The organism is Maribacter polysaccharolyticus (assembly GCF_028882255.1).
GTDB classification, from domain to species: Bacteria; Bacteroidota; Bacteroidia; order Flavobacteriales; family Flavobacteriaceae; genus Maribacter_A; species Maribacter_A polysaccharolyticus.
The window spans coordinates 1,044,041-1,065,395 of record NZ_JARBUY010000001.1 but is presented as its reverse complement, the minus strand read 5'-3'; the positions used below and the strand labels follow the sequence as shown (position 1 = coordinate 1,065,395).

Here is a 21,355-nt window from a genome sequence, read left to right as displayed (position 1 = left end):
TAAATGTTATAGGCATTTTTTTGTTGATTTTTCAACCTGAATTTCCAATTATTTAATAATCATTAGTATGCTAAATAAAACAATCCGTTATTTTCTTGAAAATAAGTTGATAACATTTATGTTGCTCCTTGCCTTTATTGTTGGAGGAATTATAACAGCCCCATTTAACTGGGAAACCTCATTGATAGAACGAAACCCTGTGCCAGTTGATGCCATACCGGATATTGGTGAAAATCAACAAATTGTCTTTACCGAATGGATGGGACAATCGCCCCAAGATATTGAAGATCAAATCACCTACCCATTGACCACGGCATTACTTGGGATACCCAGTGTAAAGACCATTAGAAGTAATTCCATTTTTGGGCTTTCCAGCATTTATATCATTTTTGAAGACGATGTCGATTTTTACTGGAGTAGAACCCGAATCCTTGAGAAATTAAATTCCCTACCACCAGGCACTGTACCTAATGAAGTTACTCCAGCACTTGGGCCGGATGCAACAGCTTTAGGGCAAGTGTATTGGTATACCTTAGAAGGTAGAGACGCTAAAACCGGCAAACCAACAGGAGGTTGGGATCCACACGAATTAAGAACCATACAGGATTTTTATGTACGTTATTATTTAACGGCTGCAAGTGGTGTTGCAGAAGTTGCTTCCATTGGAGGCTTCCTAAAAGAGTATCAGATCGAGATAGATCCTGATGCAATGAAGGCCAACAATGTGGACGTTAAATTAATAATGAACGCTGTAAAAAACAGTAATCTCGACATTGGCGCACGTACATTAGAGTTTAACAGAGCTGAATATCTGGTAAGAGGTTTGGGGTATATTAAAAATTTAAGTGATCTTGAGGAAAGTGTGGTTACGGTTCGGGATAATGTCCCAATACGTTTAAAGGACGTTGCTAAAATACAATTCGGGCCTGCCACTCGTAGAGGAGGTCTGGATAAAAGTGGTGTGGAAGCTGTAGGAGGTGTTGCCGTGGCACGTTATGGTGCCAACCCGCAGGAAGTAATTCAAAATCTTAAAGCTAAAATTAAGGAAGTGGCACCTGGACTGCCATCAAAAACACTTGAAGACGGTACCGTTTCAAAAGTAACAATTGTACCGTTCTATGATCGCTCTGGTTTAATTCAGGAAACATTGGGAACCTTAGAATCTGCACTTTCACATGAAATATTGATTAGTATTCTGGTAGTTATCATACTCGTGTTAAATTTAAGAGCCTCGGTATTAATTTCTACTTTATTACCAATAGGGGTGTTGATGACCTTTATATTAATGAAGTATTTTGGTGTAGATGCCAATATTGTTGCTCTTTCCGGAATTGCTATTGCTATAGGGGTAATGGTCGATGTCGGTATCGTTTTTACCGAGAACATAGTTAGGCATTTGGAAATGCCAGAAAACAAAGGAGTTAAGGGTAAAGAGTTGATACAGGTTATATATGTAGCAACGGTAGAGGTAGCATCGGCAGTTATTACGGCCCTTGCTACGACAGTCGTAAGTTTTCTTCCTGTTTTTGCGATGCAGGCTTCTGAAGGAAAATTATTCAGACCATTAGCATGGACGAAAACATTTGCATTAATATCTGCACTTTTTATTGGAATTATGTTTATCCCTGCCTTGGCAAAGGTTTTGTTTTCAATTAGAATTGACAAAAAAAGAACTAGTAGAATATTCAATGGTATTTTAATTGGTTTCGGGATTGTTTTTTTAATAAAATATGGAAGCCTTATAGCTATTTCATTAATAGCGTTTGGTGTTAATAATTTATTGACACAAGTAAAAGAGCAAAGTTTCTTCAACGGGAAATTAAAATTACCATATTCTGAAAAATTAGGAAATTACATAAACATAGCCATAACCATAATAATATTGGTTTATTTTTTAACCATTGAATGGATGCCGTTAGGGGTTTCAAATTCAACTTTTGTCAACTTTATATTTGTTATAGTTGTAATTGGTCTTGTTTTAGGCTTTTTAATGACTATAGTACATTTCTATAAAAGAATTTTAGTTTGGTGTTTGAATAACAAATGGAAGTTTTTAACTATACCAATTTTTTTAGTTGTTTTTGGTGTTACTATTTGGATGGGTATTGGCAATGTGTTTGGCTTTATGCCAGATTTTGTAAAAGACACAAAGGCTTGGGCGAGTATAGAAAAATCATTTCCGGGAATTGGTAAAGAATTTATGCCTGCCTTAAATGAAGGCTCGTTCTTGTTAATGCCTACCACTATGCCGCACTCTGGAATTTCTGAAAACATGGAAGTTATCGCCAGTGTCGATAGGCATGTGATGACCATTCCTGAAATTGAATCATCAGTTGGGAAATGGGGGCGTGTAAATTCTGCATTAGACCCTGCACCAACCTCTATGTATGAAAATACCATTAATTATGTGCCAGAGTATATTTTGGATGAAGATGGGCACAGGGTACGGTTTAAAGTAAATGAGCATGATGCTTTTGTATTAAAAGATGGTACAACCTATAAATATGGTACGGACGAGTTTCGAAAAATATCCAGAGAAGAACTCATACCGGATGATGATGGGGAAAATTTCAGGCAATGGCGTGAACATATAAAAAAGCCAGACGATATATGGAATGAAATTGTCAAACATGCCAAATTCCCTGGATTAACGTCCGCTCCAAAACTGCAGCCCATTCAAACCCGTTTGATTATGTTGGCAACAGGCATGCGCGCTCCAATGGGTATTAAAGTGTTTGGCCCGACTTTGGAAGTAATTGAGAAAGTTGGGTTTGAACTGGAAAATATTTTGAAAGAAGTTCCAAGTGTTAATCCGCCAACAGTGTTTGCTGACAGAGTGGTAGGGAAACCGTACTTGGAGATAAATTTGAATCGACAAGCCATGTCGCGCTACGGATTGACCATTAAAGATATGCAAATGCAGCTATCGGTAGCCATAGGGGGAAAACAATTGACCACAACGGTTGAAGGTAGGGAACGATTCCCCGTACGTGTGCGATATGCTAGGGAGTTTAGGGACAATCCGGACGATATTAAAAAGATATTGATTCCAACCCCGGCAGGGGTTCAAGTAGAACTGGGTGAGTTGGCTTCAATTGAATATGTTAGGGGCCCACAGGTGATTAAAAGTGAGGATACCTTTTTAACGGGATATGTGATTTTTGATATGAAAGAAGGCTATGCCGAAACCAATGTGGTTGAAGATGCACAAGCCCTTATCGAGCAAAAAATGGAGAGTGGTGAATTTTCTTTGCCCGATGGTGTAACCTATCGTTTTACAGGAAATTATGAAAATCAGATCCGGGCTTCAAAGCGTTTAATGATTGTTGTACCAATTTCATTGATTCTAATTCTGCTGATTTTGTATTTCCAATTCAAATCGTTGATTCCTTCATTAATGATATTCTCGGGAATTTTCGTGGCATTTTCTGGTGGTTTTCTTATGATTTGGTTGTATGGACAAGGTTGGTTCTTAAACTTTGAAGTTTTCGGAGTTCATATGCGAGACTTGTTTCAACTGCATACAATTAATTTAAGTGTTGCCGTTTGGGTCGGGTTTATAGCTTTATTTGGTATTGCTACCGACGATGGGGTTATTATGGGGACCTATTTAACTCAGGTGTTTGATGAAAAAAAACCGACTACAATTGAAGGTATTCGATCCTCAGTTTTAATTGCAGGTTCCAAAAGAGTTCGTCCAGCAATGATGACTGCTGCAACAGCTATAATTGCTCTAATCCCGGTTCTAACAGCAACTGGTAAAGGTGCTGATGTAGTCATACCAATGGCGATACCTACATTTGGTGGTATGCTGTTACAGGTAATGACCATGTTTGTGGTGCCTGTACTGTACAGTATGTGGAAAGAAAAGGGGCTAAAAAAACAATTAAAACAAAGCAATGCTTAAATTTTGAAAGATGAAAACTAAAACTAATAAATACCTTTTCTTGAGTCTAGTTTTGATGCTTACTATAAGCAGCTTTAGTCAAGAAAATCTGAATAACTATCTGGAAATCGCAGCCAATAATAATCCTGCACTAAAAGCAAAATTCAACGATTATATGGCTGCTATGGAAAAAGTGCCTCAAGTGGGTGCTTTACCGGATCCAACTGTTGCCTTTGGATATTTTATCCAATCGCCGGAAACAAGGGTTGGTCCGCAAAGGGCAACTTTTAATTTAGCACAAAGCTTTCCGTGGTTCGGACTCTTGAGTGCACAGGAAGATGTTGCCACCGAAATGGCAAAAGCTAAATATGAAGACTTTGAAAACACAAAATCAAATATTTTCTTTGAAGTAAAAACTGCCTATTATAACTATTATTTTATTGAAAAGGCTATTGAAATAACAAAAGAGAATATTGAAATCCTAGAAGTCTTTAAGCGCTTATCATTGGTCAAGATTGAGGCTGGAACAGCCTCTATTGTTGACGAGCTGCGTGTAGAATTGGAGCTGAACGACCTGGAAAATCAATTAGCTCTGTTTTTGGACACCAAGGATGCCTTACAAGTAAACTTCAATAACCTGCTGGATATAGATGATACTTCCGAAATTGTAATTCCGGAAGTATTGTGGCAGGAAGATATTCCTTTGGATCAATTAAAAATGCTCGATGAGATTTATGCATCAAACCATCAAATAAAAAGTATAGAGCATAAACTCAATGCATTTGTAAACCAAGAAGTTGTCGCAAAAAAACAAGGTTTGCCAAAATTCAATATTGGTCTTGGTTATACCGTTGTTGGTGAGAACGCAGGTTCTTCGGTTGCAGAAAACGGTAAAGATGCGTTTATGTTTCCATCTGTGGGTGTTACAATTCCCTTATATCGTAAAAAATATAAAGCCTTGATCAAGGAAGCACAATATTTGCAAGAAGCCGAAATTTCCAGAAAAGTGGATAAAAAGAATACCTTAAGTTCAGTTTATGAAAATATAAATAAAGATTTTAACGATGGCGATCGTCGAATTGCATTAAACAAACGGCAGTCTGAAATAGCCAAAAAAGTATTGGACATATTGATTACATCATACTCTACAAACGCTAAAGATTTTGAAGAAGTATTGCGTATAGAACGACAAATGCTCAAATACGAATTGGAATATCAAAAGGCTTTAACTGATAAAAATGCAGCAGTAGCATTTATGGATTATTTAATAGGAAAATAAAAAAAATATGAAAAAATATAAAAATTATATCATAGCAGCCGGTATTTTAATTATCGGAATTATTTTAGGAAACGTGTTTTCCGGGGGAAGTTCAGAACCAACACATGCAGATGGTGAACATGAATATGTTCAAGACAAAGAAACAGGTTTATGGACCTGTTCCATGCACCCACAAATTAAATTGGAAGAACCTGGAAATTGCCCAATTTGTGGGATGGAACTCATTCCATTGGTAGAAGAGGACAGTTCTTCAGAAAACATTGCAGCCAACGAAATCGTTATGAACGAAGAGGCGTATCAGTTGGCAAATATACAAACCACAATAGTTGAAAAAGCTAGTGCTAGTAAAGAAATACGATTACTGGGCAGGGTAAAACCTGATGAACGTCGGTTGTATTCTCAAGTTTCCCACATTCCTGGTCGTATAGAACGATTATACTTGAATTTTACGGGTGAAAAAGTATATGCTGGTCAAAAAATTGTGCGTATTTATTCACCGGAATTAATTTCCGCACAAAAAGAATTGTTTGAAGCGATTAAATCTAAAGATATATACCCACAGCTTTATAAGGCATCACGTAATAAATTAAAATTATGGAAGCTATCCGATAAGCAAATTGATGCCATTGAAGCGACCGGAAATGTACAGGAGCAAATTGATATTTTGTCCGATCATTCGGGCTATGTTATGAAGCGCAATGTCGAGGTTGGCGATTATGTCATGGCAGGTGGAAATTTATTTGATATAGCAAACTTAAGCACTGTTTGGGTCATGTTCGAAGCCTATGAAGCCGATATACCGTGGATAAACATTAATGATAAGGTAAGTTTTACTATACAGGCCATCCCAGGCAAAACCTTTGAAGGTAGAGTAACCTACGTTGATCCTTTTGTATCACCTAGCACACGAGTTGCCAAAGTACGTGTTGAGGTAAATAATCCTGGGAACAAGCTCCTGCCTGAAATGTATGCAAGCGGTATCATTCGCGCAAAAATGAAAGATATGGAGAATGCCATTGTCATACCAAAATCGGCAGTACTTTGGACCGGAAAACGTGCTGTGGTTTACGTAAAAGTACCACACGACAAAACCATTTCGTTCGTATATAGGGAAATAGAGCTGGGGCAGGATATGGGCCAGTTTTATAGTGTTGCTGACGGCTTGGAAGAAGGTGAAATTGTTGCCACAAATGGTGTGTTCAGAATAGATGCTTCTGCTCAATTATTGGGCCAAAGAAGCATGATGAACCCTGAGGGAGGCAAGGTAAATACTGGTCATAACCATGGTGGAATGAAAATGGATAAAGGTGAGAGCGAAGATGGTGTCGATCATTCTCAAATGGATATGAGCAATACTACAATGGAAGCTGAAACAGATCATACTGATATGAACCAGCGAATCACAACAACAGATACGTTTAAAGGTCAATTAGAACAGGTATTCAACGCTTACATTGAATTAAAAGATGCTTTTGTAAGTGATGATAGCGGTGCTGCCAGTACATTGGCTAAAACATTGTTGAGTGCCATGAAAAAGGTGGACATGAAGCAATTGACCGACCATAAAGCACATAACCACTGGATGACAATTTCAAAAGAAATTTTGGGATCGGCAAATTCCATTTCAGAAATTTCGGATATAGTAGAACAACGCAGCCATTTCAAGCATTTATCAGCGCATTTATCAAAAGGAGTAAAGCTATTTGGGGTTAATCAAAAAGTGTATGAACAATTTTGCCCTATGGCCGACAACAACAATGGCGCCTATTGGTTAAGCCTTGATGAAGCTATTAAAAATCCTTATTTAGGGGCTAAAATGCTAACCTGTGGTGACACAAAAGCAGTAATTATAAAATAATAAAAACTTTTTAAAAACAAAAACAGATGAAAAATTTAAAATCAGTAGTAATGATCGCTTTTATGGTTAGCGTATCGAGTTTCACACATGCACAACACGATCACAGCAAGATGAATAAGCAACAGGACGATCATGCAATGATGGATTATAACGACAAAATGGTAAAGTTAAACGATAAAAACCTTACCAAAGCCTATATGCATTATACAATGATCAACAAAGCCTTGGTTGAAGCCAACTCAGAAAAAGCAAAAGAAAGCTCTAAAATGCTTGTTGCGATCTTAGAGAAATATGTTAAAGCTGGGGAAGCGGAAAAAGTAGCGGCAGAAATGGCATCAACCTCCAACATCAAGGATCAGCGTATTATGTTTTCATCACTTACAACAGCATTCGAACCTTTACTGAAGGGTAATATTGTTGAAGGTGAAATATATAAAACGTTTTGTCCAATGGCTAAGGATGGTGGCTCGTATTGGTTTTCCAATTCAAGTAAAATTGTAAATCCTTATATGGATAAAGCCATGGCAAGCTGCGGTAGTGTAAAAGAAACGTTTCATGCTATGTAATTAGTATAGAATAGGCTGGTTTATAAATCATTCTTAAAGTCGTTTTTAAGCCAGCTTATTAATCTAAACAGTTAATAAAATGAAAGAAATCAAAGCGCTTATCCGTAAAGAAATGCTAACTAAAGTAGCCAAAGGACTTAAAAAAGAACACTTCTGCTGTTTTACGGTTTTTGAAGGAGAGGGTGTAGGGGATTATATAGATCCGGAAACTGAATTTCCAAGTTTGAACTTTCCTTTTTTACACCATAGCATCATAAAAATAGAAATCGTATGTAACAAGCAAGAAACAGAAAAAATCATCAATGTCTTGAGGGAACATGCCCATACAGGCAAAAGTGGTGATGGTCTGATCTATGTGAGTAGTGTTGATTATAGTGTTAAAATCAAAACCGGGGAGCGTAATAATGGAAATACCATACATTCCCATAAATAAAAATATAATGAAAAAACAATTGATTACTGGCGTATTAATGACAATTACACTAATGAGTTGCAAAACCGACACAAAAAAAATGGAGGTCCAAAAACCTATTGTCGAAACAAGTGTTGAAACAAATGAAGAACCTTCCTCGGGGTATAAAGTAGGTTCCCAAGTACCCGACGATTTAGTATGTATGGTAAACAATGCTTATATGGCCAAGCCTCAAATCCCTGTTCTGGTAAATGGCAAGACCTATTATGGATGTTGCGAAATGTGTGTCGGTACACTAAACAATAATGAGAGTGCACGTGTCGGTATTGATCCGTTTAGCAAAAAACCTATTGATAAAACGGAAGCCTATATAGTATTGATGAAAGATGAGGGTGATGTTGCATATTTTGAATCAGAGCAGAATTTTTTAAACTATAAAGAAACTTTAAATAATTGAAAAGTTGAGTTTAGTGAATGGTTGAGCGGATATTCATAGCGATTTTAAAGTAGTGAATGTAATTAATGCTGTGCTAATTACTATTTTTTAATGTAAGAGCTTATATAATGAATGCAGTGTTGATGAATTCAGGTTGTAGGTAATACATAGAAAAAAATTAATTAATAAAAACTAATTGTAAATGTACTGGTGGGCATTGGGTATTGGTATAATTGTCTTTGGTATTTCGCTATACCTAGGGGAAAAGCAGGGATTTCTTCGTCAACATTCTAGGAGCGCAAAGCCTTTTACAGAAAGCCAGGCCTATGATAATGAAACAATAACGGATAACTATGAAGAAGGGAATAAGGTTGGGAATAATTAGAGAATGGGACAGCAAGTGGCCGATACGGGGTAGATTTCAAGCAATAGTTGTGAAACGGTAACTATCAATTTAACAAGGTTCAGGAGATTCAGGGGCAGCAATTAAAACCATGGTACAACCCAATCGAATTTATTGAAGGATTCCAAATATAAGTCTCCGATTTTAAAGTGTATAAAGAGTTAGTAAAAAGATGGAATGAGTTAAGGAATGGGCAATTGGATCATTATTTTCGTTTGATTATAAATTTAAAAAATTAAAAATGAACAATTTAAAATACCTGATTATTTTGTTGATAACACCACTAAGTTACATATCCGCACAATCCGTGGAAGGAAATGTGGATAATCTTCCTGTACATGAATATGATTTGACAATAGATTATGAAACCGTCAATTTTACAGGTAAGGATGTTAAGGCAATGACCATCAATGGGGGCATTCCTGGTCCTGTTTTGGAATTTACCGAAGGAGAATATGCGGTGATAAACGTGACCAATAAAATGGACGAGGAAACATCCGTACATTGGCATGGGTTGTTGTTGCCCAACTTTTATGATGGCGTTCCATATTTAACAACACCTCCAATAAAACCAGGTACAACATTTCAGTATAAAATTCCTATCAACCAATCAGGTACGTACTGGTATCATTCCCATACTATGTTGCAGGAGCAAAAGGGAGTTTATGGTGCCATAGTCATTCAGCCAAAAGAAAAAACATTGGAATATGATAGAGATTTAGTCGCTGTTCTTTCTGATTGGACGAATGAAAAACCAATGAATGCATTAAGAAACCTCAAAAGAGGAAACGAGTGGTATCAAGTTAAAAAAGGCACAGCAGTTCCGTTAAGTAGAGTCATTTCAGAAGGTGCCTTTGGTGCTCAATTTAAATTTTGGAGAGACCGTATGGAGGGCGCTGATATTGCAGATATTTACTATCCCGCATTTTTATCCAATGGTAGAAAACTGGCAGAGTATCCTGAATTTACGACAGGCGAAAAAGTACGTCTTCGCTTTATCAATGCCTCTGCATCTACTTATTTTTGGATAGATTTTGGTGGCGGAAACCCAATGGTGGTGTCCAGTGATGGTATTGATGTGCAACCCGTATCCAAAAGCCGATTTCTATTTGGTATTGCCGAAACCTACGACGTAATCGTAACCATACCTGACGGTACTTTGGAAGTCACGGCAACGGCACAAGATGGCTCTGGGCATACCTCAATACTATTAGGTAATGGCACTCTTTATCCGGCCAAAAGAATTGACAGACCGGACAAAGTAGCGATGATGAAGCAAATGGCTAAAATGGATATGAAAATGGGAGCACCTGCAATGGTGGGAAACAAAAAAAAGAATACCCCCGAAGTTTTAATGCAGAAGTATGGAATGAAGATGGATATGAACGACGGTCAGATGATTATGGGGAAGCACGATAAGATGTCTAAGAAAGATGGCAAGATGAATGACCAAATGGATATGAAAATGGATGATAAAAAACCAATGGAAAGTGACCAGATGAAAAAGGACTCGATGTCAATGAATCAAAATGAAGCATCAGATAAAATGAAAGGTCATAGACACAGTATGCCAATGATGCAGAATGATACTTCCTCGTTTGATTACGAAGAGCGAAAAACCTATTTCAACTATGACTTTTTAAAGGCAAAACAAAATACTACCTACGAAGCCGATTTGCCCGTAAATGATGTTTTATTGAACCTAACAGGCAATATGCAGAGATATGTATGGAGTATGAATGGAGTACCATTATCAGAAACCGACAAGATAAATATAAAAGGAGGTGAGGTAACCAGAATTACATTGAATAACTTAACTATGATGCACCATCCAATGCACTTGCACGGGCATTACTTCAGGGTCATCAATGAAAATGGAGAGCGTTCACCGTTAAAGCATACTGTTAATGTGCCACCGATGCAAAAAGTAGTTATCGAATTTTATAACGAGGAGTATGGTGATTGGTTCTTTCATTGTCACGTATTGTATCATATGATGGGTGGTATGGCAAGAGTGTTCAGTTATGATACCCCAAGGGATGAAAGGATGAAAGATTATCCAGTTCAGAAACTCATCGATGAGACAGACCATTATTATTCGTGGGGATTGGGTCGTGCAGGTTCAAATTTTAATGAACTCTTTTTAACGTCGAGCAATATCCGAAATGAATTTGGTTTGAGAGCAGAGTTCGATTACGACCAAAATCTTGAAGCCGAAATAAGTTATAATAGGTATCTGAACGATTGGGTACGTGTTTATGCAGGAGTAAATACCGAAACGTCAACACCAGATTCTTACGATACATTTAATACCGTAGGATTGGTTGGTGTAAAGTATTTTACGCCTTATAGATTTAATGTAGATGTGAGTATGGACCATCAGCTACGCCCAAGAATACGTTTGGACAGAGAACTTTTGATTTTTCCAAGAATTTTTCTGGAAGGCGAATACGAATACAGAGCAGATTTTGGATGGGTCAATGATTTAGAGAATAACAAATCCTTTGAAAGCGAAACACAATGGTTGGTAGGGGTTGCATACATTCTTTCGCGCAATTTTTCAATCCAAGCTAACTACAATAATCGATATGGTTGGGGGGGCGGACTTTTGGTAAGATTTTAAATATGGGACAATATAAAAAAAATAGCTTGAGTTTGACCGGTGCCGTATCCCTAGGTACCGGTGTAATGATTGGTGCGGGTATTTTTGCGTTGTTGGGACAAGTAGCGGAGCTTTCAGGTCAATGGTTTCCGATTGCGTTTTTGGTGGGTGCCATTATATCTGGTTTTAGTGCTTATTCCTATATCAAATTATCGAATGCTTACCCATCCGCCGGGGGTATTGCAACTTATCTCAAGAAAATTTATGGTAAAGGGGCACTTACTGCTTCCGGAGCTTTGTTAATGGCGTTCTCAATGGTCATCAACGAGAGTTTGGTTGCGCGTACCTTCGGGTCGTACACTTTGCAATTGTTCGATGTGGGCGAGAATAGTGTTTGGGTACCTGTTCTTGGAGTTTTGCTTTTGATTGTGGCCTTCCTTATAAATATTTCGGGTAACAATGTTATAGGCAAATCGTCCTTGGCTATGGCAATACTGAAGATCGGGGGCATTTCTATTTTTGCTATAGGGGGTCTTTGGGCCGCCGGCTTTTCTTTTGGAGAAGTTATTCCATCAAACGATTTGTCGGAGTATCCCGTTACAAGTTATTTAGGGGCTCTGGCATTGTCCATATTGGCATATAAAGGGTTTACCACAATAACCAATAGCGGGGGCGAGATTGTAAATCCGAATAAGAATGTGGGTAGGGCCATCATCATTTCGTTGGCCATTTGCACGTTGATATATCTATTGGTTGCTTTTGCCGTTTCCTCCAACCTATCGATCAGCGAGATCATTCAAGCTAAAGATTATTCTTTGGCAGAGGCTTCCAAACCCGCATTTGGCAAGTATGGTCTTTGGTTTACGGTAGGTATAGCCATTGTCGCTACTATTTCTGGGGTTGTTGCCAGTGTATTTGCGGTTTCCAGAATGACAGCCATGCTTACAAAAATGAATCTCATACCACACAATCATTTTGGAATGTCCGGAAGTATTCAAAGACATATGCTTATTTATACGGTAGTCCTGGCTATTGCCTTAACCGCCTTATTCGACTTAACGAGAATTGCTTCATTAGGAGCGATACTATATTTAGTTATGGACATCGGAATCCACTGGGGTATCTTAAGAAACCTTAGAAAAGAAATAAAGGTAAAAACCTGGGTAATCGTAACTGCCATTATTCTTGACCTTATAGTTCTGGGTGCGTTTTTATGGATCAAGGCATCGAGCGATGTATTTGTAGTAATCGTGGCAGCAGTATTTATGGTGCTGGTTTTTACAGGGGAAAAATGGTTTTTAAAAGAGAACGATAACATTTAAAACATATTAATTATGATGATGTACTGGTGGGTTATAGTCTTGGCTGTGATAGCTTTAGTAATTTTTTACTATATGGGAAAGAATGGAAATAATAAGAGGAATAGAGAAACTCCTATTGATATTTTGGACTACCGTTTTGCGAGGGGTGAAATTACCAAAGAGGAATACGAAGAACAAAAACGAATTATTAATTCTAAAAATTAAGACTATGAAATATTATTTCAACAAAACGCTTAATGAAGATTTTAATAGTGTAATCGAAAGGGTTACATCAGCACTAAAAAATGAAGGTTTTGGAATTCTAACTGAAATCGACGTCAAGGAAACCTTGAAAAAGAAACTTGATGTCGATTTCAAGAAGTACAGGATACTGGGTGCCTGTAATCCACCCTATGCCCATCAAGCGTTGGAGGCCGAAGACAAAATAGGTACCATGTTACCATGTAATGTGATCGTACAGGAAATAGAGGAAAGTTGCGTAGAAGTTGCCGCAGTAAACCCCATGGCTTCGATGCAAGCCGTGGAAAATGAGAAATTATTTGAGATTGCTCAGGAAATTACGGCAAAACTGGAAAATGTAATCGAGAAACTTTAGGTTAAAGATTTTTACTAAATGGAAAACGATTAGGAATTATTGACATTGATTAATCCATAAATTGAAGAAAATGAGCAAATTAAAGATACCAACAGGAATATTGGCAATGGCAGTAGTTGCCTTAATGGCAACATCGTGTAAGGACACCAAAAAAGAAAATAATAACGAAGATGCGCACCATACCGAACAAATGGAAGAAAATGGGCACTTGGACGATGGTGTTCAAGACCACTCAACAATGGATCACGATAAAATGGGATTATCCGATAAGATGATGGACATGAACAAAAATGCCATGAGGTCTTCCCAAATTGTCGGGGATTATCTGGAGCTAAAGAATGCGCTCGTGGCCGATAATAAAGAAGCTGCGGCGAAAGTTGGTGAAAAATTGGTGGGTTCCCTTGAAAATTTTGATAAAAGCAAATTCGATAAAGAACAGCAGGGAGAGTTAACCGACATCATCGAAGACGCAACGGAACATGCCGAGCATATCGCCAAAAGCCATCTTGACCATCAACGGGAACACTTTGATGTCCTAAGCAAGGATGTCATAGACCTTATTAGCATTACAGGAACGAAAAAAACCTTGTATCAAGATTTTTGCCCAATGTTCAATGATAAAAAGGGAGCCCAGTGGTTAAGTGCTACTAAAGAAATAAAGAATCCTTACTACGGAAGTAAAATGGTGACTTGTGGTAGTGTTCAAAAGCAGATCAATTAGATGAAGATTGCAAAGGTTATAGGATGGGTTTTACTGATAGTGTTGGTGGGTATCCAGTTTGTGTCTACCACTCGTAATCAGAGCGACATAGTGCCCACAACAGATTTTATGATTGTGAATAACGTACCTAAACCAGTCGAGAATAGTTTAATAACCTCTTGTTATGATTGCCATAGTAACAACACAAACTATCCTTGGTACAACAAAGTTCAGCCTGTAGCTTGGTTTTTGGAGGGCCACGTAGAGGATGGTAAGAAAGAATTGAATTTTAACGAATGGGGGAACTATTCATCGAGAAGAAGAAACAGTAAGTTGAAATCAATCATCAGCCAAATCGAGGACGATGAAATGCCGCTCACATCTTATACGCTAATCCATAGCGATGCCCAACTTTCAGAAAAAAACAAAGAAATCGTGATAAAATGGATAACACAATTGAAAGATAGTTTGTAACAAAAATTAAAAATAGTAATGATGATAAATTTAAACATGTATATGACAGCTATGCTACTAATCACAGTTGCTTGTACCAATGCGCAGGAAAAAGATAAAATGAATCATGACCATAGCAAGATGGACATGACCGGTATGAAAATGACACCAGAGTTCAACGACCTCAATTTTGCTGCCGTTTACGAACATTATGAACATATCAAAAATGACCTGGTGGGTTCAAATTCGGGAGATGCCCAAAAGGGAGCAATAATGCTAATCGACGCCCTGGATAAAATCAAGGGTTCGGAAGAGGCGTTAACGGCATCAAAAAGAATTGCCAATTCCTTTGACTTAAAAGTACAACGAAAGGCCTTTGCTGAATTAAGTAATGCAGTGGAAGGATTAATAAGAGGACATATCAAGTCTGGGAAGATCTATAAAGATTTTTGTCCCATGGCATTTGGAAGTGGAGCACATTGGCTATCCTCGATTGAGGATATTAGGAATCCATATTATGGAGCTAATATGATTAACTGCGGTAAGGTAGCTGAAGTAATTGAATAGGAATAGCCCTGTTAGGGGAGGGAGAGTCATTAGAGGTTAGTTAATTCCTTCCCTATTCAGGTCTAGGTCTATGTAAAAGAAATATACTGAAAATGTGGAAGATGCTAAAGTGGAAAACAGAACCTTGTGGCCAATGATTTTTAGGTGTTGAATAATGCCATTGCCGCGTTTACGGTAAATTCTATTTGGGAAGTTGCCCAGGCCCCTCTCGATCAGGTTTTAAATATGACTGGGAACATATTTCATTCTATGCCCCAGCATAGGTAGTGTTTTACTCATTGTATTGCTACTGTTTTTTGCCTTAGGAATGCTTTATACGAACATATTCGGGATTCGAATTCTAAATCTAAAAAACTATGGTCTTGTTCAGTATCGGATTGGTGTTAGCAATAATTACAGAAATGTGTTCTACAAGAATAGGTTATTGGGCCTATTCAGAGGAAATTCAAAAACCTCCTTTGGTTGATGTGGGAATTCACCATTATTATAATTTACGATTTAGTTGTGGCGAATTGTTTTGACAAGGTAAATGTTTATGAAGAAAAAGTAATAGAAATATAAATTTCTGGGTAGGGTAAGAAAGTGTTATTAATTGATTTTTTAGTGTCATCCATTTCTACCCAGATGATATTATCAAAGTTAAAGTCCTGTTTTGGGAAGGGAATATTTAGTTAATGGTTAGTGTTTAATACCCTTCCCTTGACAGGCACAATTAAGAAGAAAGATGTGAAGAATCGTCGAGGAAAATATAGGAAAAAGAAAGAATCGAAAATAGTATACTGGTTAAGCTGTCTACTTTATATCGGTATCATAGTAACAATCATAGGGTCGCTTATTTTACGGGTAATAAGCCATTAAATTTTTAAAAGTAAGAAATCCTGTTCCAAATAGATAAATATGGTGAAGAGACAAACAGCATTGAAAATCAGGAAAATGCATAGATACTTGGGTGTTTTTTTAGGAATTCAATTCTTAATATGGACCATTAGTGGAATGTATTTCAGCTGGACTGATATTGATGAGATACACGGAGACCAATTTAAAAATCCGGTAGCTAAATTGTCACTTTTCGATAATTTGATAAGTCCTACAATCTTTAAGCACAATACGAAAATCACTTCTCTTGAACTACGTGATATTGCAGGAAAACCCTATTACTGGATAAACAAAGAAAACCTAGTAAATGCCAAAACAGGGGAAATTAAAAAGGAAGTGTCGGCAAAGGAGGCTTTGGCAGTGGCTGGACAAAATATGTTACCAGAACTGAAAGTGAAAGGAATTGAGAAGATAGCAGAAGTAGGGAATCATCACGAATATCGTGGCAGGCCGCTACCTGTCTATGTTATTTCATATGATTCCCAAATAGATATTAAGTCTTATGTATCCATTGCGGATGGTTCATTTCAAACTCTTCGACATCGTAATTGGCGTTGGTTTGATTTTCTATGGATGACCCATACTATGGACTATCAAGGAAGGGACAATTTCAATACTATAGTATTAAGAGTGTTTTCGCTATTAGGGTTAATTACTGTATTGAGTGGGTTTATGCTTTGGTATATATCCTCTCCAACAATTAGAAAAATAAATAAAAAGAATTAGGGAGGTTAATTGAATTATTTTATTCTCTAAAATTAAACAAAAGAATGAGCCAAAATCGACGAAATAGAAGGAAGAAGGAGAGGGAAGGTAATATTAATAAGGTATCCAAGAAAGAAAGAATATACGCCGCACTTTCAATTTTAATTCTATTTTTGGTAGCGTTTGTATTGATTATCCTCGAAGCACTTTCTTAACGAACAATAAATTCCTCTTAAATAGGAAAATCATGAAAAACATTATCCATCTCAAGAACATGGTCTGCCCACGGTGCATTATGGCTGTCCAAGAAATTTTGGATAAAATGGAGATTCCCTATAAATCCGTTAGATTGGGTGAAATAACCTTAACGGAAGAACTTATGGGCGAAGTCAAGAAAGATTTAAAAAGTAGGCTTGAAAAAATCGGTTTTACATTAATTAATGATCGTAAAAGCCAATTAATAGAGCAGATGAAAAGCTTGGTCATTGAAAAACTGCACCACTCAAACAATCCCATAAATATCAACTGGGCAGAATACATCAGCAACAAATTGCATCTTGACTATAAGTATGCCAGTTCCCTGTTTTCATCTATTGAAAGTATCACCTTTGAACAATACATCATCCACCAAAAGATTGAACGAGTAAAGGAATTGATAGTTTATGATGAGATGAGCTTGAGCGAAATCTCCTATCAATTGGATTACAGCAGTGTTGCTTATTTGAGCAACCAATTCAAGAAGATTACCGGTATGACATCGACGCATTTTAAGAACAGTTTAGTTAAAAACAGGAAATTCTTGGATGAGATTTAATTAAAGTACATTAAAAACGAAGGGTTATTTTAAAGTTCACAGCTACTTGTAAAATTGTTATTTTAGTAATTGCTTAAATAAGAAATAATTGTAACTTTGCTTTATGGAAAATAATTCTTGTATAAGACAACAGGCGGATATTGAACAGATAAACCGTTGTAAAGAAACAGTTTCAGAACTAAGCGAAACATTTGATTATTTAGCAAATGGACTTTCATTGGTTGGAAATAGCGTAAGACTTAAGATACTTTACTTACTCTTTGAGGAGAAACGACTTTGCGTTTGTGACTTAAGTGATATTCTAGGAATGAACATTTCTGCTATCTCTCAACATTTAAGAAAAATGAAAGACAGAAATTTATTGGAAACCGAAAGAGATGCTCAAACGATTTTTTACTCATTGACACTTGAATATTCAACATTGTTAAATCCGTTTTTTGAAATACTTGATAAAAACAAAATCTTGGAAACGATATGAAAAGTGAGAACAAATTAATTGGTGCAGGTTTGCTGACTGCAATAACAGCTTCATTATGTTGTATTACACCTGTTTTGGCTTTAATAGCGGGAACAAGCGGAATTGTTTCAACATTTTCTTGGATTGAACTTTTTAGACCTTATCTAATCGGGCTGACAATTTTAGTGCTCGGCTTTGCTTGGTATCAAAAACTAAAACCTCAAAAGGAAATCGACTGTGAATGCGATACAGACGACAAACCAAAATTTATACAATCAAAAAAGTTTTTAGGAATTGTAACTGTATTTGCAATTATAATGCTGGCATTTCCATATTATTCATCCATTTTTTATCCAGATAATAAAAAAGAAGTAGTCATTGTAAACCAATCAAATATTCAAACTGTAAACTTTAATATTCAAGGAATGACTTGTGCTGGCTGTGAAGAAAGCATAAAACACGCTATAAATGAATTGGACGGTATTATAAATGTAACCCCTTCGTATGAAAAGGGAAATGCCATCGTAGAGTTTGATAAAACCAAAACCAATGAAAAAGAAATTGAAAAGGCAATTAACGCAACAGGATACAAAGTTATAAATGATAAATAAACGCAAAATCACCCATTATGAAAAATTATCAATAGTGCCTATTTTGGCTTTAATACTGTTTTCTTTTCAGGCCAAATCACAAAGCAAGGAGGTTACAAATCAAGTTGTGGAAGTAGCTTCAAAGAAACACAATGCAACCACGGTGAAATTTAAAATTACAGGCATTACTTGTGCTGGTTGTTCCAATGCTATTTATAATGCATTAAAGGAAATAGATGGTGTTTTGGAACATTCGGTTGAATACCCTGGAGATATTGCTGTTATTGAGTTTGATGGTTCAAAAACAAGTATCAAAGCCCTAAAGCTTATCATAGAAAAGAAAGGGTTTAAGGCCGAAGTAATTAAAGGGAAGGTCTAATTTTTAATAAGTAAACAGTACCGATTTCAATGAAAAATACAGCTAAAATGAAAATCAAAATGCCTCAAAATAGAGAAACCATTATATTGGAAATCGAGGGTATGACCTGTGAAGGTTGTGCAACACATATCAAAAAGGATATGAACGCAACTCAAGGAGTTTTAAGTTCCACAGTTAACCACGAAACCGGAAAAGGCGAATTTACTTTTGATGCTGATAAGATGAGTAAGGCAAATGTAATAGATGCTATAAACAGCGTTGGTGATTATTCGGTTGTAAATAATGTCGACGAGGAAGAGGTTTCCGCTGTAAATTCCAAAGGCCAAAATCAATTCGATTTAATAATTATTGGTGGTGGTTCAGCTGCATTTTCAGCAGCCATTAAAGCTGAAGGTTTAGGGCTCACAACACTTATGGTAAATGCAGGATTAGATTTTGGTGGCACTTGCGTAAATGTGGGTTGTGTACCGTCTAAAAACCTTATTCGGGCTGCCGAAACGGTACGTCTCGCTACGCATTCCAATTTTAAGGGTATAAAACCTAAAGGAGCAGACATTGATTTTGCACAAATCATAAAAGATAAAAAAGCATTGGTTGCTTCACTTCAGCAACAAAAATATATGGATGTAGTAAGTGATTTTGAAAACCTAACGATACTTAAAGGATGGGCAGAATTTATGGATAATAATACAATTCTTGTTGATAGAAAAGACAAATTTACCGCTACAAACATTGTTATTGCAACAGGCGCAACAACTAATATCCCAAATATAGAAGGATTAAATGAGGTTGGATATTTAACCAATGTGACCTTGTTCGATTTAGAGGAAAAGCCTGAAAGCCTGACCATTATGGGAGCTGGTTATATTGGTTTGGAAATTGCGATGGCATATAATCGTTTAGGTGTAAAAGTGCGTATCATAGAATTTACCGATAGGCCATTACGCAGTCAAACAGAAGACATTACAGACGTGTTGGAAGCTCAAATGAAAAGTGAAGGCATTGAAATCCTTCCAAACTTTCGAGCGTTTAAATTTGAAAAGAAAGGTAACGATACAATTATTCATTGTAATTGCCCCGATGGTTCTACAACACAAATTATAGAAAAGGGTAACATTGTGGTTGCTACAGGAACCAAGCCTAACACCTCTAAATTAGGGCTTGAGAATATTGGTCTCGAGTTAACAGAAAGAGGCCATATTATTGTCAATGAAAAAATGGAAACCAACATTTCCAATATTTTTGCCGCAGGAGATGTTACCAATACACCAGCATTTGTGTATACAGCAGCAACCGAAGGCAGTGCAGCAATACAAAACGCATTTTCATTATCAAAAACCATTTTGAATTATTCATCTTTACCTTGGGTAGTATTTACAGACCCTCAAATTGCAGGAGCAGGCATAGATGAAATAGAAGCAGAAAAAAAGGGAATTCCTTTTGAAGTCAGTAAACTTGATTTAATTCACGTTCCAAGAGCATTGGCAGCTCAAGATACCAGAGGGTTCATAAAACTGATTCGCAACACTGAAACCGATAAATTAATAGGCGCAAGGGTCATAGCACCAGAAGGTGGCGAACTCATCCAACAATTAAGTATGGCTATTAAGTTTGGTATTACAGTAAAAGATTTAACTGAAAGTTTTTATCCATATTTGACATTAGGAGAAGCTGTTAAACTGGCAGCAATTACCTTTGGAAAAGATGTTTCTAAATTAAGTTGCTGTGCGAGTTAATTCAAAATAAAAGGTTTTAAAGGGAATGCCAGTTCTTTTATGAATGTAAAAACTGCGAGAAAGTATTAAAACCAAAAGAAGGAGATTGTTGTGTGTATTATTCTTATAGAACAATTCCTTTCTCACCGATTCAAAAAAATAAAAGGTGCTGATAATTTCTTTGCACAACCTGTGCATCGATTAATTTGTATTTTTGTAAAACTTTATGAAAATATTCTTTTCCATATCAATGTCTATTTTATTCTTTTTTCAGGGAATTAGCATTGATATGGACTTTTGTGGACCAATTAAAGAAATTTCAAGCATTTTTACCCATTATCAAGACCATAAAGTTTATGGAGACTCATTCCTTGAATATGTAGTTGAAGATTACATTGACAACGATGCAAAAAATGAAGGGCATCATAATAACCCAGATAAGGAGAATGCACCAGTTCATTCCCATAATCAATGTTGTCATCCTTTAGTATTAATTATTGCGAACAACGATTTGGCTTTAACTAATCGACTAAAGTTTGAAGTAAAAAAACAGCTTACCTTACATAAAGTAAACTTCACTTCCAGATATTTGGAATCGTTTTTCCAACCCCCTAAAGTATAATTCAGTTTTTTTTAGGATAGCTATATCCTAACGTGATGCTTCTCAAGATAGGCATTGCTATATAAATGCGTTGCACCTATTCGCATCGTAAGTTTTAAACTGAATTAATACATTTTCT

At 36.7% G+C, this 21,355-nt stretch carries 20 protein-coding genes and 1 pseudogene; all 21 read left to right on the top strand.

Features of this window, described 5'->3' with window-relative positions; all coding sequences use genetic code 11:
* Nucleotides 1-67 precede the first annotated feature (67 nt).
* The 21 genes and pseudogenes from PHU20_RS04420 to PHU20_RS04320 all read left to right on the top strand — a co-directional run bounded on the left by PHU20_RS04420 (nt 68) and on the right by PHU20_RS04320 (nt 21,237).
* Nucleotides 68-3,907, top strand: a complete 3,840-nt coding sequence (locus PHU20_RS04420) for an efflux RND transporter permease subunit (RefSeq protein ID WP_274824133.1) — start codon at nt 68-70, stop codon at nt 3,905-3,907.
* Between the two features lie 10 nt (nt 3,908-3,917).
* Nucleotides 3,918-5,165: a TolC family protein gene (locus PHU20_RS04415; protein ID WP_274824132.1), complete on the top strand. Its 1,248-nt coding sequence runs from the start codon at nt 3,918-3,920 to the stop codon at nt 5,163-5,165.
* Between the two features lie 7 nt (nt 5,166-5,172).
* Complete coding sequence (locus PHU20_RS04410) at nt 5,173-7,023, top strand: efflux RND transporter periplasmic adaptor subunit (protein WP_274824131.1); 1,851 nt, start codon at nt 5,173-5,175, stop codon at nt 7,021-7,023.
* Nucleotides 7,024-7,049: 26 nt separating this feature from the next.
* Entirely contained in the window at nt 7,050-7,589 is a 540-nt protein-coding gene (locus PHU20_RS04405) for a DUF3347 domain-containing protein (protein ID WP_274824130.1), read from the top strand.
* Between the two features lie 79 nt (nt 7,590-7,668).
* On the top strand, nt 7,669-8,022 hold the full coding sequence (locus tag PHU20_RS04400) for a P-II family nitrogen regulator (RefSeq protein ID WP_274824129.1): 354 nt from the start codon (nt 7,669-7,671) through the stop codon (nt 8,020-8,022).
* A gap of 7 nt (nt 8,023-8,029) precedes the next feature.
* Entirely contained in the window at nt 8,030-8,458 is a 429-nt protein-coding gene (locus tag PHU20_RS04395) for a hypothetical protein (protein WP_274824128.1), read from the top strand.
* A 623-nt stretch (nt 8,459-9,081) separates the two neighbouring features.
* Nucleotides 9,082-11,463, top strand: a complete 2,382-nt coding sequence (locus PHU20_RS04390) for a multicopper oxidase domain-containing protein (RefSeq protein ID WP_274824127.1) — start codon at nt 9,082-9,084, stop codon at nt 11,461-11,463.
* A gap of 2 nt (nt 11,464-11,465) precedes the next feature.
* The gene (locus PHU20_RS04385) at nt 11,466-12,764 is read left to right on the top strand and encodes an APC family permease (RefSeq protein WP_274824126.1); all 1,299 of its coding nucleotides are present in this window, start codon (nt 11,466-11,468) and stop codon (nt 12,762-12,764) included.
* Between the two features lie 12 nt (nt 12,765-12,776).
* Complete coding sequence (locus tag PHU20_RS04380) at nt 12,777-12,968, top strand: SHOCT domain-containing protein (protein ID WP_274824125.1); 192 nt, start codon at nt 12,777-12,779, stop codon at nt 12,966-12,968.
* A gap of 4 nt (nt 12,969-12,972) precedes the next feature.
* Nucleotides 12,973-13,359: a DUF302 domain-containing protein gene (locus tag PHU20_RS04375; RefSeq protein ID WP_274824124.1), complete on the top strand. Its 387-nt coding sequence runs from the start codon at nt 12,973-12,975 to the stop codon at nt 13,357-13,359.
* A 70-nt stretch (nt 13,360-13,429) separates the two neighbouring features.
* The gene (locus PHU20_RS04370) at nt 13,430-14,080 is read left to right on the top strand and encodes a DUF3347 domain-containing protein (RefSeq protein WP_274824123.1); all 651 of its coding nucleotides are present in this window, start codon (nt 13,430-13,432) and stop codon (nt 14,078-14,080) included.
* Nucleotides 14,081-14,533: a heme-binding domain-containing protein gene (locus tag PHU20_RS04365; RefSeq protein ID WP_274824122.1), complete on the top strand. Its 453-nt coding sequence runs from the start codon at nt 14,081-14,083 to the stop codon at nt 14,531-14,533.
* A 51-nt stretch (nt 14,534-14,584) separates the two neighbouring features.
* The gene (locus tag PHU20_RS04360; RefSeq protein WP_274824121.1) at nt 14,585-15,079 is read left to right on the top strand and encodes a DUF3347 domain-containing protein; all 495 of its coding nucleotides are present in this window, start codon (nt 14,585-14,587) and stop codon (nt 15,077-15,079) included.
* A gap of 897 nt (nt 15,080-15,976) precedes the next feature.
* Nucleotides 15,977-16,681: a PepSY domain-containing protein gene (locus PHU20_RS04355; protein WP_274824120.1), complete on the top strand. Its 705-nt coding sequence runs from the start codon at nt 15,977-15,979 to the stop codon at nt 16,679-16,681.
* Nucleotides 16,682-16,907: 226 nt separating this feature from the next.
* A complete protein-coding gene (locus PHU20_RS04350; protein ID WP_274824119.1) occupies nt 16,908-17,474 on the top strand; it encodes a helix-turn-helix domain-containing protein in 567 nt (188 codons plus the stop codon).
* Nucleotides 17,475-17,577: 103 nt separating this feature from the next.
* Entirely contained in the window at nt 17,578-17,952 is a 375-nt protein-coding gene (locus PHU20_RS04345; RefSeq protein WP_274824118.1) for an ArsR/SmtB family transcription factor, read from the top strand.
* On the top strand, nt 17,949-18,542 hold the full coding sequence (merTP, locus tag PHU20_RS04340) for a mercuric transport protein MerTP (protein WP_274824117.1): 594 nt from the start codon (nt 17,949-17,951) through the stop codon (nt 18,540-18,542). Before PHU20_RS04345 ends, merTP begins: the two co-directional genes overlap by 4 nt.
* Nucleotides 18,532-18,900 carry a heavy-metal-associated domain-containing protein gene (locus PHU20_RS04335; protein WP_274824116.1) on the top strand — a complete coding sequence of 123 codons (369 nt, stop codon included), beginning with the start codon at nt 18,532-18,534 and terminating at the stop codon, nt 18,898-18,900. Before merTP ends, PHU20_RS04335 begins: the two co-directional genes overlap by 11 nt.
* A gap of 29 nt (nt 18,901-18,929) precedes the next feature.
* Nucleotides 18,930-20,636 carry a mercury(II) reductase gene (merA, locus tag PHU20_RS04330; protein WP_274824115.1) on the top strand — a complete coding sequence of 569 codons (1,707 nt, stop codon included), beginning with the start codon at nt 18,930-18,932 and terminating at the stop codon, nt 20,634-20,636.
* Nucleotides 20,637-20,671: 35 nt separating this feature from the next.
* Nucleotides 20,672-20,788 (top strand): annotated as a pseudogene (locus PHU20_RS04325) (GDCCVxC domain-containing (seleno)protein); the annotation flags it as partial.
* 53 nt (nt 20,789-20,841) lie between these two features.
* A complete protein-coding gene (locus PHU20_RS04320) occupies nt 20,842-21,237 on the top strand; it encodes a hypothetical protein (protein WP_274824114.1) in 396 nt (131 codons plus the stop codon).
* Nucleotides 21,238-21,355 lie beyond the last annotated feature (118 nt).

Coding starts and splice junctions, on each gene's coding strand:
- PHU20_RS04420 (WP_274824133.1), top strand. CDS start 68: ATGCTAAATAAAACAATCCGTTATTTTCTTGAAAATAAGTTGATAACA.
- PHU20_RS04415 (WP_274824132.1), top strand. CDS start 3,918: ATGAAAACTAAAACTAATAAATACCTTTTCTTGAGTCTAGTTTTGATG.
- PHU20_RS04410 (WP_274824131.1), top strand. CDS start 5,173: ATGAAAAAATATAAAAATTATATCATAGCAGCCGGTATTTTAATTATC.
- PHU20_RS04405 (WP_274824130.1), top strand. CDS start 7,050: ATGAAAAATTTAAAATCAGTAGTAATGATCGCTTTTATGGTTAGCGTA.
- PHU20_RS04400 (WP_274824129.1), top strand. CDS start 7,669: ATGAAAGAAATCAAAGCGCTTATCCGTAAAGAAATGCTAACTAAAGTA.
- PHU20_RS04395 (WP_274824128.1), top strand. CDS start 8,030: ATGAAAAAACAATTGATTACTGGCGTATTAATGACAATTACACTAATG.
- PHU20_RS04390 (WP_274824127.1), top strand. CDS start 9,082: ATGAACAATTTAAAATACCTGATTATTTTGTTGATAACACCACTAAGT.
- PHU20_RS04385 (WP_274824126.1), top strand. CDS start 11,466: ATGGGACAATATAAAAAAAATAGCTTGAGTTTGACCGGTGCCGTATCC.
- PHU20_RS04380 (WP_274824125.1), top strand. CDS start 12,777: ATGATGATGTACTGGTGGGTTATAGTCTTGGCTGTGATAGCTTTAGTA.
- PHU20_RS04375 (WP_274824124.1), top strand. CDS start 12,973: ATGAAATATTATTTCAACAAAACGCTTAATGAAGATTTTAATAGTGTA.
- PHU20_RS04370 (WP_274824123.1), top strand. CDS start 13,430: ATGAGCAAATTAAAGATACCAACAGGAATATTGGCAATGGCAGTAGTT.
- PHU20_RS04365 (WP_274824122.1), top strand. CDS start 14,081: ATGAAGATTGCAAAGGTTATAGGATGGGTTTTACTGATAGTGTTGGTG.
- PHU20_RS04360 (WP_274824121.1), top strand. CDS start 14,585: ATGCTACTAATCACAGTTGCTTGTACCAATGCGCAGGAAAAAGATAAA.
- PHU20_RS04355 (WP_274824120.1), top strand. CDS start 15,977: ATGGTGAAGAGACAAACAGCATTGAAAATCAGGAAAATGCATAGATAC.
- PHU20_RS04350 (WP_274824119.1), top strand. CDS start 16,908: ATGAAAAACATTATCCATCTCAAGAACATGGTCTGCCCACGGTGCATT.
- PHU20_RS04345 (WP_274824118.1), top strand. CDS start 17,578: ATGGAAAATAATTCTTGTATAAGACAACAGGCGGATATTGAACAGATA.
- merTP (WP_274824117.1), top strand. CDS start 17,949: ATGAAAAGTGAGAACAAATTAATTGGTGCAGGTTTGCTGACTGCAATA.
- PHU20_RS04335 (WP_274824116.1), top strand. CDS start 18,532: ATGATAAATAAACGCAAAATCACCCATTATGAAAAATTATCAATAGTG.
- merA (WP_274824115.1), top strand. CDS start 18,930: ATGAAAAATACAGCTAAAATGAAAATCAAAATGCCTCAAAATAGAGAA.
- PHU20_RS04320 (WP_274824114.1), top strand. CDS start 20,842: ATGAAAATATTCTTTTCCATATCAATGTCTATTTTATTCTTTTTTCAG.